The 13,926-nt window shown below is 62.6% G+C and carries 12 protein-coding genes and 2 tRNA genes; 7 read left to right on the forward strand and 7 right to left on the reverse strand.

The window, feature by feature from the left end; genetic code table 11:
- The first annotated feature begins 66 nt into the window (after positions 1 to 66).
- Positions 67 to 468 carry a hypothetical protein gene (locus CI805_RS10770; RefSeq protein WP_260923166.1) on the forward strand — a complete coding sequence of 134 codons (402 nt, stop codon included), beginning with the start codon at positions 67 to 69 and terminating at the stop codon, positions 466 to 468.
- A gap of 96 nt (positions 469 to 564) precedes the next feature.
- Positions 565 to 1,002 (forward strand): type II 3-dehydroquinate dehydratase, encoded by a 438-nt coding sequence (gene aroQ / locus CI805_RS10775; RefSeq protein WP_260923168.1) that lies wholly within the window; start codon positions 565 to 567, stop codon positions 1,000 to 1,002.
- Here aroQ and CI805_RS10780 read toward each other — a convergent pair.
- Positions 966 to 1,556: a hypothetical protein gene (locus CI805_RS10780; RefSeq protein ID WP_260923170.1), complete on the reverse strand. Its 591-nt coding sequence runs from the start codon at positions 1,554 to 1,556 to the stop codon at positions 966 to 968. The two genes, aroQ and CI805_RS10780, sit on opposite strands and share 37 nt — an antisense overlap.
- Before the next feature lie 31 nt (positions 1,557 to 1,587).
- Positions 1,588 to 2,055: an Lrp/AsnC family transcriptional regulator gene (locus tag CI805_RS10785; protein ID WP_260923172.1), complete on the reverse strand. Its 468-nt coding sequence runs from the start codon at positions 2,053 to 2,055 to the stop codon at positions 1,588 to 1,590.
- A gap of 277 nt (positions 2,056 to 2,332) precedes the next feature.
- Between CI805_RS10785 and CI805_RS10790 the strand changes: the two genes are divergently transcribed.
- The 5 genes from CI805_RS10790 to CI805_RS10810 all read left to right on the forward strand — a co-directional run bounded on the left by CI805_RS10790 (position 2,333) and on the right by CI805_RS10810 (position 7,116).
- A complete protein-coding gene (locus CI805_RS10790; protein ID WP_260923174.1) occupies positions 2,333 to 4,345 on the forward strand; it encodes a sensor histidine kinase in 2,013 nt (670 codons plus the stop codon).
- Positions 4,346 to 4,379: 34 nt separating this feature from the next.
- The gene (locus CI805_RS10795; protein ID WP_260923177.1) at positions 4,380 to 5,384 is read left to right on the forward strand and encodes a polysaccharide deacetylase family protein; all 1,005 of its coding nucleotides are present in this window, start codon (positions 4,380 to 4,382) and stop codon (positions 5,382 to 5,384) included.
- A 74-nt stretch (positions 5,385 to 5,458) separates the two neighbouring features.
- A tRNA-Ile gene (locus CI805_RS10800) sits at positions 5,459 to 5,534 on the forward strand.
- 59 nt (positions 5,535 to 5,593) lie between these two features.
- Positions 5,594 to 5,670: transfer RNA gene (locus tag CI805_RS10805), tRNA-Pro, on the forward strand.
- Positions 5,671 to 5,883: 213 nt separating this feature from the next.
- The gene (locus tag CI805_RS10810) at positions 5,884 to 7,116 is read left to right on the forward strand and encodes a tyrosine-type recombinase/integrase (protein ID WP_260923179.1); all 1,233 of its coding nucleotides are present in this window, start codon (positions 5,884 to 5,886) and stop codon (positions 7,114 to 7,116) included.
- Positions 7,117 to 7,197: 81 nt separating this feature from the next.
- Here CI805_RS10810 and CI805_RS10815 read toward each other — a convergent pair whose 3' ends face one another.
- From CI805_RS10815 to CI805_RS10835, 5 genes are all read right to left on the reverse strand, one after another.
- Positions 7,198 to 7,743: a DUF159 family protein gene (locus CI805_RS10815; RefSeq protein WP_260927946.1), complete on the reverse strand. Its 546-nt coding sequence runs from the start codon at positions 7,741 to 7,743 to the stop codon at positions 7,198 to 7,200.
- 91 nt (positions 7,744 to 7,834) lie between these two features.
- Positions 7,835 to 8,122, reverse strand: a complete 288-nt coding sequence (locus CI805_RS10820) for a hypothetical protein (RefSeq protein ID WP_260923181.1) — start codon at positions 8,120 to 8,122, stop codon at positions 7,835 to 7,837.
- Between the two features lie 3 nt (positions 8,123 to 8,125).
- On the reverse strand, positions 8,126 to 11,389 hold the full coding sequence (locus tag CI805_RS10825; RefSeq protein WP_260923183.1) for an error-prone DNA polymerase: 3,264 nt from the start codon (positions 11,387 to 11,389) through the stop codon (positions 8,126 to 8,128).
- Positions 11,386 to 12,825, reverse strand: coding sequence for a DNA polymerase Y family protein (locus CI805_RS10830; protein WP_260927947.1), 1,440 nt, complete (start codon positions 12,823 to 12,825; stop codon positions 11,386 to 11,388). The genes CI805_RS10825 and CI805_RS10830 overlap by 4 nt, the downstream gene beginning before the upstream one ends.
- A gap of 295 nt (positions 12,826 to 13,120) precedes the next feature.
- On the reverse strand, positions 13,121 to 13,882 hold the full coding sequence (locus CI805_RS10835) for an ImuA family protein (protein ID WP_260923185.1): 762 nt from the start codon (positions 13,880 to 13,882) through the stop codon (positions 13,121 to 13,123).
- Positions 13,883 to 13,926 lie beyond the last annotated feature (44 nt).

The raw sequence follows: 13,926 nt of genomic DNA on the forward strand, positions 1-13,926 counted from the left end.
CATCTGCGGAATATTGTGCGAGACCGTTGTGATGGGTTCTTGTCCGTACCCATGGGAGATCACGCCTTGTCCATTCCGGTCTCGCGCCCCCTCGCTGCCTGTGCCCTGTTCGTCTGCGTTGCCGGCGTTCTGTTCGCCGTCGCCTGGAAGCCGGCGCCGCCGACGCCTGCGACGGCGCCTTCCGCTGCCACCGACGAAATGCCTGCTCCGCAGATGGCCCAGAGCCAGCCCATCGCTCCTGCCCCGCAAAAGACACAAGGCGGGTCGGATCTATCCGCTTTCTACGCAGGCGCCTCAGATGGTGGCGCCGACAGCGGCAATGCCGGCCCCGACGTTCCCGCGCCGTCAGACAGCGGACCGGCGCCGATCATCGCCCCGCCGCGCGTCACCATCGTCCAGCAGCAAGCGGACCCCAGCCAGCCAGCCAGACGCCCCATCGGCCCTGCCTCCACCCAACCTATTGAATAGCCATCATCAGGCAGCGCGCACTTGCAGGCGCGCGACCGCCTGCCTATGCCTCGCCCCGACGCTGCCCCCAGGGCAGCACTATCTACGGAGCGCAGCATGGCCAGCAATCTCGTCTATGTTCTCAACGGGCCCAACCTGAACCTGCTGGGCACGCGCGAACCCGAAATCTACGGCTCGCAGACGCTAGACGACATTGGCGAAATGACTGCCGCTCATGCCGAAACGCTGGGCCTTGCCATCGATATGCGTCAGTCGAACCATGAAGGTCATCTGATCGACTGGCTGCACGAAGCACAGGCCGAAGGCATCAAGGCCGTGCTGCTCAACGCGGGAGCCTACACGCACACCTCGATCGCGCTGCATGATGCGATCAAAGGCATCAAGGTGCCGGTGATCGAGATCCACCTTTCCAATCCTCATAACCGCGAGGAATTTCGCCACATCTCGTGGATCGGCAAGGCCGCGAAGGCGACGATCGCAGGATTCGGCGCCAAGGGCTATCTGCTGGGGCTGGACGCCGTCTCGCGCTTCTGAGCGGCTGTAATCGACTTGCCGGGCACCTTCAGCCACCGCGTTTCCGGCTCGCGCAGGCCGTCGAACCGCTCATGGCAGGCGACCACCCGGCCATCGGGCGCACGGGTCGAGACGATTCGATAGAGGAACACTTCGGGTTTCCCGTCGTGCAGCTTGCCGCCGGGATCGAAGATACCGGCATGGCAGACATTGGCAGCAGCGATGTCTGCCAGCGCGTGATGCAGCATCTGCGCGTCGGCCTGATGCGGCAGGCGCGCCACGACATAGGCATATCGCCCTTTCGGACCAACTGCCCCGGCAGCGTGCCCCAGCCAGGCGCGCGAACGTGGCGAGATCAGTACCTCGCCGCCATCGACCCAGCGCCCCGCCTTCGGATCGAAGGCGGGCATCTCGGCGATGTCGTCAGGCTCCAGCACCGCGACAAGGCCGGTGGGAGCGATCACGAAATCGGGAACAGGTGGCGGGGGCGGCGGCTTCAGCAGCCAGACCGCCTCTCCTGCCATCATTGCCACGGCTAATCCGGCCAGCAGCAGGCGTCGCTTACGGGGAGTCATACGATCCTCACCCGAGCCGACGCGAAAGCGATCAGCCTTCCAGCGGAACGCCGGGCACGCTCTTGGCGGTGCGGATCGTCAGCGAAGTCTTGACGCTGTCCACGTTCGGGGCGGGCGTCAGCTTGCTGGTCAGGAATTCCTGGAAGCTCTGGAGATCGCGGCTGACGATCTTCAGAATGAAGTCGATCTCGCCGTTCAGCATGTGGCATTCGCGAACCTCGGGAAGACCGCGCATGTGCTCTTCAAACTGTCGCAGCGATTCCTCGGCCTGGCTCTTGAGGCTCACCAGCGCGAAGACGGTGATGGTAAAGCCGAGTTTGGAAGGATCGAGATCGGCATGGTAGCCCTGAATGACACCGGCCTCTTCAAGGCTGCGCACACGGCGCAGGCACGGCGGCGCGGTCAGGCCTACGCGCTGGGCGAGCTCGACGTTGGTAATTCGGCCTTCTGCCTGCAACTGCGCAAGCAGCCGCCGGTCGATTTCATCGAGATTGATCATCGGACTTTCCTTGAACGCATCGTGACTGGGCGGGTGCGCTGAAACTTCACCATCGAAAAACCACCGCGCCTGAAATATTATTAGCCCTTAGCGTAATCGTCCCGCTTTGCAACGTTTGGAATGCAACTCTTTCGCTCTTCGCGCAGATTGCTAGGACGGTGCATCGCTCCCTTGCTGCGCGATCCGGAAAAATTCGAATGCATTCCGGAAAATTCTGCAAGGTTGGGCGCTTCTTAACCGGTTTGAGGCTAAGCCCTGAGACCCACTTGGAGCCAGAATGCATTTTGACGATCGCCTTGCCACGGTGCTGCGCCTGCCGGCGACGGGGGATTCCCTCGCCCGCATCCAGTATCGGCAACTCGTCGACATTCTGAGTCGCATGCCTGATTCGGTCCGTGGAACCGATTCGGGATCATTGCTCGACAGCGCCTTCGACGCGCTCGATTCGCTGAAAAAACGTATTCCGGCAGCCGAATGCGCACGGCTGATTGCGCAGAGCGGACACCCGATCTCCAATCCACGACTGGTCGAGCAACTGGCGCTGGGTGCGCCCCCGATTGCCCTCGCCGCGATCGCCCGCGCACAACTGTCCGAAAGCACCTGGCTTGCACTGGTGCCCAAGTTGCCGGTGGGCGCACGCGGGATCGTGCGTCATCGCAGCGACCTTCCCGCCAACGTTCTAGCTTTGCTCGATCGTCTTGGCGTGCAGGACCGCACGCTGCCGCAGGCCGAAGCGGTCCGTACCGAGACATATATACCCAAGACACCGGAGATCGAGGCGCCGCCTCTAGCCAGCGCCCCCCAGTTCATCCCGAAACAGGCCTCCTCGGAACAGGCCATCTCGACGCTATCGGAGCCTGCCACACCGCTTCCTCCGCTCGAACTGGAACTCGCCGCGATATTCGGCGAAGATTTCGACGCGCCCGGCAGCATGTCGCCTCTCGCCGACGGCATCGCTCACGCACCGGTCACAGTGATCGCGACCACGCCTGTTACTGCTGCACTGCCAGATGGCGCATTCCCGGACACTACGCCGCCACTCCCGGCCAATGTCCACGCATTACGTCCGGCCCGATCAGGGAAAGACCATTCGGACAGCGAGATCGGCGCTATCGTCCGGCGGATCGAGGCTTATCGCAAAGCGCGGGAATCCCGGCTCGACGTCCAGTCAGGCAAGGACGATACGCGGGAAGCGACTGACGCTTCGCCGCCACCGTCTCGCCTCCCCGCCGCCATCGATTTCGAAACCGACAGCCTTGGCCGCGTAACCTGGGCCGAGGGGCCATGCGCGCCGTGCATCGTCGGCATGCAACTGCCGCTCACCGCGACGACCGACGCTTTGCATATAGCGTTCGCCGAACGCCGCCCGCTGGTCGGCCACGTCGTCCAACTGGATGGCTCCGCGCTCATCTGCGGCTACTGGAACATCGATGCCATGCCGGACTTTTCCTCCGGCGGCGCATTCCGTGGCTATTTCGGCCGCCTTCGCCGACGCGTCGCGGCACGGGCAGGCGGCTTGTCCCAACCCGAATCCCATACCCCGGCCGAAGCCGACAAACCGGGAGACCGGCTACGCGAAGTCCTTCACGAACTGCGCACGCCGGCCAATGCCATTCAGGTGGCGGCAGAGATCATCCAGCAGCAGCTCTATGGCCCGGCGCCGCATGAATATCGCGCACTGGCCGCCGCTGTAGCCGGGGATTGCGCGCATATCCTCGCCGGTTTTGAAGAGCTTGAACGACTGGTCAAACTGGAGACCGGCGCGATGAGGCTCGATCCCGGCGAATGCGAATTCACCTCGGTTCTCGCCAGTGTCGCCGAACGGCTGCGCGCCTGGACCCAGCCCCGGCGCAGCGGCTTCTCGCTGTTGAGCGCCCCCGACGACATCCGCGTCTCGCTGACCGGCGCCGATGCGGAGATGCTGGCATGGCGGCTGCTGGCCGCACTCGCCGGCTCCACCGCGCCCGACGAGGTACTCGAGCTTGGCTGGGTGCGAGACAGCACGCCCGGCGCAAGCCGCGATACGATCGCCATTCGCAGCGCCTTGCCTGCCAGACTTTCCGCTCGCGATCAGGACGACCTGTTCGCTGCGATTCCGGGCGATCGAGGCCATTCGCTGGCCGTTGGCGCATTCGGCACAGGCTTCACGCTCCGCCTCGCCGCAGCAGAAGCGCGCGCAGCGGGCGGTGGATTGCGGCGCGAAGGCAATGACTTGGTGCTGTGGCTCCCCGCCTTGACCGCCGCCTCGGCACACCATAGCACTCTCGACGCAGCCTGCTTTGGCAGCTGATACGGCTTGCGGCAGCCGAACAGGGGACACGCGAATGGCTCAGGCAAATCTTCTGGACGTCCCCGACCCGTCACAACTGGCAGGGTTCCGGCAAGACTTCGGCCAGCGTTTCCTCGTGACCGTCGATACCGAAGAGGAATTCGACTGGGGCGCGCCATTGGACCGCGACCGTCATTCGGTTCTGACGATCCCCGCATTACGCGACTTCCAGCAATTCTGCGAAGGCTTCGGCGTTATCCCGACCTACCTTGTCGATTGGCCGATCGCCAATTCTCCTTACGCAGCGCAGGCCATCGGAGATGCTGTCGCTGCCGGGCGCGCGGAAGTCGGCGTCCAGTTGCATCCCTGGGTCAGCCCTCCGTTCGAGGAGGATGTTTCCGAATATAACAGTTACGCCGGAAACCTGCCGCTCGAACTGGAGCGCGAGAAGTTCCATCGCCTCTACAACCGCATCGCCGAAACATTCGGCACTGCACCGCGCATCTATCGCGCCGGGCGCTATGGTCTTGGCCCCGATACCGCGCAGATCCTCAGCGAACACGGTATCGCCATAGACACATCCGTGCGGGCACGGTTTGATTACAGCGGCTCGGGCGGCCCGAATTATCGACAGCACCCGCTGAAGCCCTACTGGGTCGATGCCGATCGTCAGTTGCTCGAACTTCCGTTGACTACGGTTTACTGGGGCGCACTGCGGCAGATCGGCAACGTGGTCTACCCTCACCTCTGGCGCGCGCCCCAGTTGCGCGGTGTGCTCGCCCGGACGAAACTGCTCGAACGAATCCCGCTCACGCCGGAAGGCATCACAAGCCAAGAGGCCCTGCGCGGCGTCGATATCGCGCTTGGCGAAGGCCTGCCCGTACTGGTATTCTCGTTCCACAGCCCGTCGCTGGCCCCAGGACACACGCCCTACGTGCGGACCGAGGACGATCTTGACGCGCTCTACACCTGGTGGCGCACGCTTTTCGCCCATCTTGAACGTCGCGGTGTAAAACCCACCAGTGTCGCTGAAATCATGGACAGTGTAACGCTTGCCTAGTTGCCTGAGGCACGCTAACGGGCATGTCACCGACGCCCGAGAGGGCTTCGGCTCGACGGATGTTCGACGGATAAGGGCCCGTAGCTCAGTGGTTAGAGCTGGCCGCTCATAACGGCTAGGTCGCGGGTTCAAATCCTGCCGGGCCTACCACCGCATTTCCTGGCAGCAGGAATTGCAGGGGCTTGGTTATCCGTTCATCCCGATCCGGTCGGGGAGTAGCGCAGTCTGGTAGCGCGCCTGCTTTGGGAGCAGGATGTCGCAGGTTCGAATCCTGTCTCCCCGACCATTTTCCTTTTTCACGATGTTTCGCTCGATGCCATATCGGCTCGTGGACCGTAATTTTATCCAATAGAATCAGCAAACTTCTGCGCCATTCTGCATCAGATGGTCGCCTTGCGTCGCAGGCTAACTGTTGGTTATTTGTTGGTTGCAACCAACAGAAACCAACAGCCAACCAACAAGGCGAAAACCCAACCAACGTTCTTTGATCGGAGGTCCTATGCTGACAGACATTGCCCTGCGCGCTTTGAAACCGGAGAAGGCCGCATACAAGAAATCCGACAGCAAGGGATTGTTCGTCACGATTCATCCGTCCGGCAAAAAGGTCTGGGGGCTCGCAATCCGGGTAGAGGGTAAGCAGAAGTTCCTTACGGGTGGCGCCTATCCAGAAATCACCGTCAAACTGGCGCGAGCTTGGCGCGATACCGTGAAGGCTCAATTGATCTTGGGCCTGGCTCCTACAGCGAAACCAGGAAATCTGGAGCCAGGCTTACCAGAACAGGTGGCAACGACACCCAGCAAATCCTTCGAGACAGTTGCCCGCGAATGGTTTGATACCCGAAAGGTAGCCTGGACCCCACGTTACGCCGGGGTGACGATGCGGCGGTTGGAGGCCGACATCTTCCCCGCGGTAGGCGCACTGCCGATCGCAGCCATAACACCACGCCAGATGCTCGAAGCTTTGCGCGCCATTCAGGGACGCGGTTCTGTTGAAATGGCGCACAGGGTGAGAAACCACTGCAGCGAAGTTTTCCGCTACGCTATTCCTGATGGACGATGCGAAAGCGATCCATGCCGCGATCTTGCTCCCGGCATGGCAAAGCCAGCCCCAGTCAAGCACCATGCCAAAGTCGCAGCCAAAGACCTGCCGGAATTTTTCGGAAAACTGAACAAGGATGGAGGCGATCGCACCAGTCACCTCGCGCTGCGATGGACAATGCTGACAATGGTGCGCACGCAAGAGACCCGGTTCGCGCGATGGATAGAATTCGAAGGGCTCGATACGGCTGAGCCGATTTGGCGCATCCCGGCTGAGCGTATGAAGATGAGCACGGAGCACATCGTGCCCCTTCCACCTCAAGCCATCGCTATGCTGAACGAGATCCGCGAGCGAAATATCTATCTCGCCGCTGGAAACGAGAGACTCGGGGCTTTCCTCTTCCCGGTCCATTATTCGAAATCACTCGTCATCAGCGAAAATAGAATGCTGGACGTCATGTATCGCATCGGCCTTCGTGGAAAGGCCACCGTTCATGGCTTTCGCGGCCTCGCCAGTACGGTGCTGAACGAATCCGGGCTTTTCGAACCAGACTGGATCGAGTTTCAGCTTGCGCATGCAGCCCGAGGTGTTCGTGCGGCTTACAATTCGGCCCGCTATCTCGTTCATCGGCGCAAGATGATGGTTTGGTGGGCCGATTATCTGGACGAGGCTGAGCGAGCCGGATCAGAATAGCTCATCATTCAGCTGTCATCGCCCCAAAGGTCGCCAGCCGCTCAATCTTCATGAAGGCCAAGAAGCCGGTGCGCTCGAGTACTAACCCGCGCCGCAGCATACGGTCTGAAATGCCTTCGTCCATTTAGAGCCTCGCCACTTCTCCAATATCACGAGTATCCAGCGGTAAGCAAAATAGACATTCGGACAAGATCGGCACCAAGGCACTGCCTTATTACGCACGGTGCGGCCGACCGCGAATACCGGCTGATCGGTGACCGAGAACCAGATCTCACCCTTCAATGGCGGCTTGCCGTCGCCAAGATCATACTTTTCCGTAGTGAATTCGCAGAACTCGGTGAGTGGCACTAGGCAACGATTTTCCGGGCGTTCGGCGAGCCGCTGCCATTGAGGAAGTGAGAGGTTACGCACATTGGTCATTGGCCAGACGGCCCTGCCGCCCAAGACATCCCAACCCATCACATCCCATCCCCGCACACCATCCTGCTCCCGGACAACATAGGCACGTCCCTTGGGTCGCAGCTCTTGCGGATCAAAACGGTTGTCGCGAGGTCGCTCGGTGAAGAGTTCGGCGATCGAGCCCCAGATAGTCTCGATCTCGCCTTTCATACGGGCTCGGTTGCACATTGAACGCATTGCTCCCTGATCGGCACACCGCACGCTCGTGACTGTATCGAAGCACCAAAACAGGTCGGCAAGCCGATTGCTCCGGCCCATATCATGCCGCTTCGCTTTCATCATACCTTCCGGCAAGCCGCAACTGCCGCACAATCCCGTTGAAGGCTGCGGTCACCCCCTGAGCGCGACCAATCTCGTTGTCCTGCCGGGCCGCATCCCAGTAGAGTTCGAGCGGCCAACGCTCGCGGCAATGAGGTAGCAGGCACCGCAACGCGAGGCGCACCTCGACGGTATCGACCCTAGTCTCCGCACAGCGGATGACGCCGCCGCGCAGGATATGCACGGACAGGGCGATGATAACCTGCTGATGTCTGGGAAGCGTGGCCATGACTCAGTGAAAGTCATGCGACTTGAAGCGCACAACGCCTTCAGGGTCGTGGCCTTCGGAGTGCGGGGGCCAATAGCTATTCGTCGGCCTTGGGCTCCACCCCTTATCGCCACGATCAGGCGCACTGGCATGCCGGGCGCCGTCGCCCCGCCCGGTCTGGTGCGGAAACGACATCTCGCCGACGCGGTGCAAGAGGTCGCCATGATCGATGATCCGGTCGCAGATGACGTGGATCACCTCCCCTTCCTTTTGCACCCGGCCATTCAGGCCCACCATCGATGCGGACATGACGATGCGGCGCTGGGCCTCGAAGCGATCGGGCCAGAGTATCCCGTTGGCGATGCCGGTCTCGTCCTCGATAGTGATGAAGAGCACACCCTTCGCCGAGCCCGGCTTTTGGCGCACCAGGATGATGCCGGCGACCTCGACTTTTCGGCCATCGCGGATGTTCGCAAGATCGGCGCAGCGAGTAACGCCACGCCGGGCCAGTTCCTCGCGTACGAACGTCAGCGGGTGCGCGCGCAGCGACAATTGTAGCGCGCGATAATCTTCGATCACTTCACGGCCGTCGGTCAGCGAGCGTAAAACAACATCCGGCTCCACCCCTTCGGCGCTGACTGCCTGCGCCGCCCGGTCGGCTGCCGCAAAAAGCGGCAGCGGCGCTTCGCCCAGCCCCCGCACCTTCCACAGCCCCTGTCGCCGGTCGGACCCGAAAACGCGGAAGGCATCGGCATCGGCCAGCTTTTCGATCGCCGCGCGGGCGACGCCGGAACGGCGCCACGCGTCCTCGACGGACCCGAATGGAGTTTCACCACGTGCACCTACGATGCTCGCGCCATCGGCGTTGGAAAGTCCGCGCACCTGCCTGAAGCCGAGCCGCACCGCCTGGTATCGACCTCCTGTCGGCTCCAGCGAACAGTCCCAGCGGCTAGCGTTGATACAGACCGGGCGAACTTCGACGCCATGCTGGCGTGCATCGCCGACGATCTGGGCCGGTGCATAGAACCCCATGGGCTGGGCATTCATCAGGGCGGCACAAAAGACGTCCGGATGATGATGCTTCATCCAGCTCGAAGCGTAGGATATCTTGGCGAAACTCGCGGCATGGCTCTCCGGGAAGCCGTAGGAACCAAAGCCTTCCAGCTGACGAAAGGTGCGCTCAGCGAAGTCACGCGGATAGCCGCGGCCAACCATCCCCTCGATCAGCTTTTCCGAAAAGTGCGAGACCCCTCCGGTCATCTTGAAGGTCGCCATCGCGCGCCGCAGTTGGTCGGCCTCGACGGCGGTAAAACCCGCTCCGACGATCGCCACTTTCATCGCCTGTTCCTGGAAGAGCGGCACGCCCAGCGTCTTTTCCAAAACCGCGCGTAATTCGGGGCGTGGATATTCCGGCTTCTCCAGCCCCTCGCGGCGGCGCAGGTAGGGATGGACCATGTCGCCTTGGATCGGGCCGGGACGCACGATCGCGACCTGAATCACCAAATCGTAAAAGCGGCGCGGCTTCATGCGCGGCAGCATGGACATCTGGGCCCGGCTCTCGATCTGGAAGGTGCCGAGCGTGTCAGCCTTCTGGATCATGGCATATACGTCCGGATCATCGCTCTGGAGGTCCGCAAGCCCCACCTTCAGGCCCTTGCTTTCCTCCAGCATGTTGAAGGCGCGGTTCATGCAGCCGAGCATCCCGAGACCCAGCACATCAACCTTCATCATCTTGAGGGCATCAATGTCGTCCTTGTCCCACTCGATGATCTGCCGGTCAGCCATCGCGGCCGGCTCGATCGGGACGAGGTCGTCAAGGCGATCATGGGTCAGCACGAAACCGCCTGGGTGCTGGCTGGATTGGCGCGGTACGCCGATCAGCTGGCGCGCAAGGTCGAGAGTCAGGCGCAAACGCCGGTCAGACATGTCGAGATTCAGTTCCTCGACCTGTTTTTCGCCGACACCTTCGGCCGACCAGCCCCAGACCAGTCCTGCGAGCGCCGAGGTCAGATCTTCGGGCAGCCCCATGGCCTTGCCAACATCACGCACCGCACCTCGCGCGCGAAAGCGGGTAACGACGGCGGTCAGCGCGGCCCGGTCACGACCGTAAGTCTCGAAGATCCATTGAATGATCTCTTCACGGCGTTCGTGCTCGAAATCGACGTCGATATCGGGCGGCTCGCGCCGCTCGCCTGAGACGAAGCGTTCAAAGAGCAATTCGTGCTTGATCGGATCGATCGAGGTGACGCCGAGCACAAAGCAGACACAGGAGTTCGCCGCCGATCCGCGCCCTTGGCACAAGATGCCTCGGCGCTTCGCTTCGGCGACGATAGAATGAACGGTCAGGAAATAGGGCGCGTAGTTCAGTTCGGCGATGAGTTTCAGCTCATGCTCGATCTGATCGCGATATTCCTGCGCCGGATTGCCCTCGAACATGGCGTCAAGTGCCTTATGCGCCATCGCCTCCAGCGCCTGCTGGGCGGTCAGGCCCTCGATCACCTTCTCCTGAGGGTAATGATAGGTGAGGTCGCTAAGCGAGAAGGTGCAGGCATTTGCGATATCAACACTGGCACGCAGCGCATCGGGATAGGCGGCGAAGCGGCGTTGCATCTCCTCTGCGGACTTGAAGGCGCGATCGGCGTTGACCTCGCGTCGATAGCCTAGGTCGTCCACCCGGCAATTATGCCGAATGGCGGTCACCACATCCTGCAGAAGCCGCGCATCGGGCGCATGGTAGAGCACGTCGCCGGTGACGACGGCGCGCACTTCGGCGTCCCTGGCCTGCCGCGCTAGCGCATCGATGCGCACTGCATCGTCGGGCCGTCGCCGTTGGAACAGCGCCATATAGGCGCGTCGCCCATAAATTAGCCGCAGATCGGCCAACGCCGTGGCGTTTTCAGCGTCGGCCTCTTCGGGAAGAAGAATGGCGATCACGCCCTCGGACCAAGCTTCAAGTTCGTGCCAGTGCAGCAGGCAGCCCCCCTTCCCTGCCCGGCGCTTGCCGATGGTGAGGAGGCGTGTGATTCGCGACCAGGCAGGCCTGTCGGTCGGATAGAGCAGCAGGCGGCGACCGCAGGAAAGATCGACCCGAGTTCCGGCGATCAGCCGCACGCCCGTGGTTTTCTCGGCCTCCCAGGCGCGCACCACCCCTGCGACACTGCCGAGATCGGCGATACCGACCGCGGGATATCCGAGCTTCGCCGCGACCGAGAACAGTTCGTCTGGACTTGAAGCCCCGCGCAGGAACGAGAAGTGCGTGAGCACCTGGAGTTCGACATAGGCGGTCATGCGAAGACCCCGTGCATCCACCACGAGAGATCGCCGCTCTCGCTGGTAACGCCGTCGCCGCGGCGGAACACCCAGTAGCGGCCACCCGCCTCGTCCTCGACACGGTAGTAGTCGCGCACGGCCCAGACTTCAGCATTGCGCCGCCACCATTCACCATGCACGCGCTCGGGCCCATCGCCTGCGACCACCATGTAAGACCGACCCCGCCATTCGAAGCGCCGCGGAGGCTGATCAGGCAGCAGCGCGATCACGCGCGATAAAGGCTCGGGCCGAGCGAATAGGCGAACCGGCCGTTGCCAGGCCGGCCATGAACCAGCAATCGCGATCGGGCTGGTTGGCCTCACCGCACGCTCGGGCACGTGGCTTTCAACCGGCGCGATGCGGAACACTGCGCCCGGTCCTATCCTGCCCGCCACGACATCAATGAGCCGCGCCGGATCACGCACTGTACTTTCACCCGCCAGGATCGCCCCCAGATTCTCAGCGTCGAGAAGTTCGGTATGCGGCGCCAGCAACCGGAACTGTTCGAGACCCATGCCGGGATCAATACGCTCGATGCGCAGTTTTAGCAGACGTAGCAGGTGCGGCACGTCGCGGGTGGGCCGAGAGGTTCCGATTGCCACCACCTGCTCACCGCCATCGATGCGCAGACCAATCAGGCGCAGCGAGCGCGCGCCTAGTCCCCGGCACTGAAGCACCTCTGCCAGATCCTTCAACAGGTCGTGCATCACCTGTGAGATTGCCTCAGCGGTGCTGATCGGCTCGAGCAGCCGACGCTCGACCGCCGGTGTGACGACGTCCTCGCGCGAGGTGATCGGTTCGGCTTTACCGCCCAGCATTTGATCCAGCCGATCGATGGTGGCAAGGCCGAGCCTCCTCGCCAGCGGCCCACGAGCCACCGGCAGCAAGTCGGCGATCGTCTCGAAACCGAATTTGCGCGCCGCGTTAAGCGCACCAGTTTCGAGGCGAAGGGCTGCAACCGGAAGCGGCGACACGGCTTTCACCACGCCGCCGGGCGGAATGATGGCAATGTCCTCGCGCCCATAGCGCGCCAGCGCGTGTGCGGCTCCTGGGGTGTCGGCTATGGCGATGCGCGCTGAGAACCCTGCCCGCTGGCAGAAGGCATGGAGCCTCTGGCAAAAACGTTCCTCACCGCCATGAAGGTGCGCCGCGCCGGTCAGATCTAGCCAGATGCCGTCAGGCGGGGAAACTGCGACGATGGGCGACCAGCGGCCAACGCCGAACAGTGCCAGGCGATCAAGCAGCGCCGCATCGGCCTCAGGCTCCGCGGCGCGAAAGTCGAGATTGGAGACAAGCGCTCGGGCATGCGTTGCCGCCATCCCGACATGGATGCCCAGAGCTTTCGCCGCCGGACAAGCCGAGACGATCTCGTCGCGGCCGCCAACCTTGCCGATGAACGCCAATGGAGCAGTCATGTTCGGCAGCGAGACGCACGCCTCTATGGCCGCCACTGCTGAGACCGAGCGCTTGAATGGATGTTCGGCCGCCTCGGATCGGCGCCCCAATTCTCTCATTGGCGGCTTGGCGTGCAGTGGCAGCGCGGAAATTTCTCGCTCGACATCCGTGCGCGAACGTCCTTCCTCCCTGACAGCGCCCTGCCCTTCACGGCTCTGCTCACGTGCCCAACGCGCGCCCGGTCGCCACCCGCCCCCTCGAGGGACCGAGCAGGCACCGGGATTATCGTCAACGGGAATCTGGAGTACGCGCGGCTCAGGCCGCGGCGTGGCGAACCGGTCCTGCCGCCTCAGCCGTTCGATGGCCAAGAAGGGCAGGAACAGCGAGACGACCCGTCGCATCGCATCCCTCCACGATCAGGGAAAAGCCTTCGCCGCCGCGCTGACGGACCAATTCGACAAGCCAGCGCGGGCGCCCGACACCGGCGACGCCAAGACGTTCGGAGGACGCACTGGCGATCCGCCAGCGCGTCCAAGCGGCCGACGGGTCGGCCAGAGGATCACTGCCTCGACCTCGGTGACGTCGCAGCAAAAGCACCGGGATGCCAGCCTCGGCGGCAGCAAGCTGCAGGCGGCGCGTGGCGACCATTGAAATCTTGCTGGCTTCGGCAACGACGGCAGCCGGAGTTCCATCGCGTACGGCGTCTTCGACCACCGCCAGTGATGCGGCATCGTTGCGGGGCTGCGCATGGATCACATGGGCAGAGGCGAGGCCCGCCTGTTCGAGACCTGGGGCGTAGAGGTCGTTGCGACAGCTGACCCAAAGAACGGGCGCTGCTGCCGCCTGGGCCTCGCGCGCAGCTACGCCAGCAAGGAACAGTGTGGCTGCCGCATCGTCCGCCAGTGAGCAGGTCAGCGCAGTTGCCTCGTGCAATGCGCCAGCGCGCAGGCCACCACAACCTAAACGGGAATCCAATTCTTCGACGCCGAAGGGTATGACCCGATAATCAGCAAGCGCAGTTGCCAATGCACGAAGCGTATCGATATCCGGATGCGCGAAGGGAGAAGTAGGAAGCATAGCGATTCTTAAGACTCGATTTTGTTCCTTTTATGTTCTCACTT

The organism is Novosphingobium sp. 9 (assembly GCF_025340265.1).
Taxonomy (GTDB): domain Bacteria; phylum Pseudomonadota; class Alphaproteobacteria; order Sphingomonadales; family Sphingomonadaceae; genus Novosphingobium.

Bases quoted from the DNA above. Each gene is read 5' to 3' on its own strand.
- CI805_RS10820 (WP_260923181.1), bottom strand. From the start codon at position 8,122: ATGGCCACGCTTCCCAGACATCAGCAGGTTATCATCGCCCTGTCCGTG.
- CI805_RS10830 (WP_260927947.1), bottom strand. From the start codon at position 12,825: ATGACTGCTCCATTGGCGTTCATCGGCAAGGTTGGCGGCCGCGACGAG.
- CI805_RS10785 (WP_260923172.1), bottom strand. From the start codon at position 2,055: ATGATCAATCTCGATGAAATCGACCGGCGGCTGCTTGCGCAGTTGCAG.
- CI805_RS10825 (WP_260923183.1), bottom strand. From the start codon at position 11,389: ATGACCGCCTATGTCGAACTCCAGGTGCTCACGCACTTCTCGTTCCTG.
- CI805_RS10795 (WP_260923177.1), top strand. From the start codon at position 4,380: ATGGCTCAGGCAAATCTTCTGGACGTCCCCGACCCGTCACAACTGGCA.
- CI805_RS10815 (WP_260927946.1), bottom strand. From the start codon at position 7,743: ATGTGCAACCGAGCCCGTATGAAAGGCGAGATCGAGACTATCTGGGGC.
- CI805_RS10835 (WP_260923185.1), bottom strand. From the start codon at position 13,882: ATGCTTCCTACTTCTCCCTTCGCGCATCCGGATATCGATACGCTTCGT.
- CI805_RS10780 (WP_260923170.1), bottom strand. From the start codon at position 1,556: ATGACTCCCCGTAAGCGACGCCTGCTGCTGGCCGGATTAGCCGTGGCA.
- CI805_RS10790 (WP_260923174.1), top strand. From the start codon at position 2,333: ATGCATTTTGACGATCGCCTTGCCACGGTGCTGCGCCTGCCGGCGACG.
- CI805_RS10810 (WP_260923179.1), top strand. From the start codon at position 5,884: ATGCTGACAGACATTGCCCTGCGCGCTTTGAAACCGGAGAAGGCCGCA.
- aroQ (WP_260923168.1), top strand. From the start codon at position 565: ATGGCCAGCAATCTCGTCTATGTTCTCAACGGGCCCAACCTGAACCTG.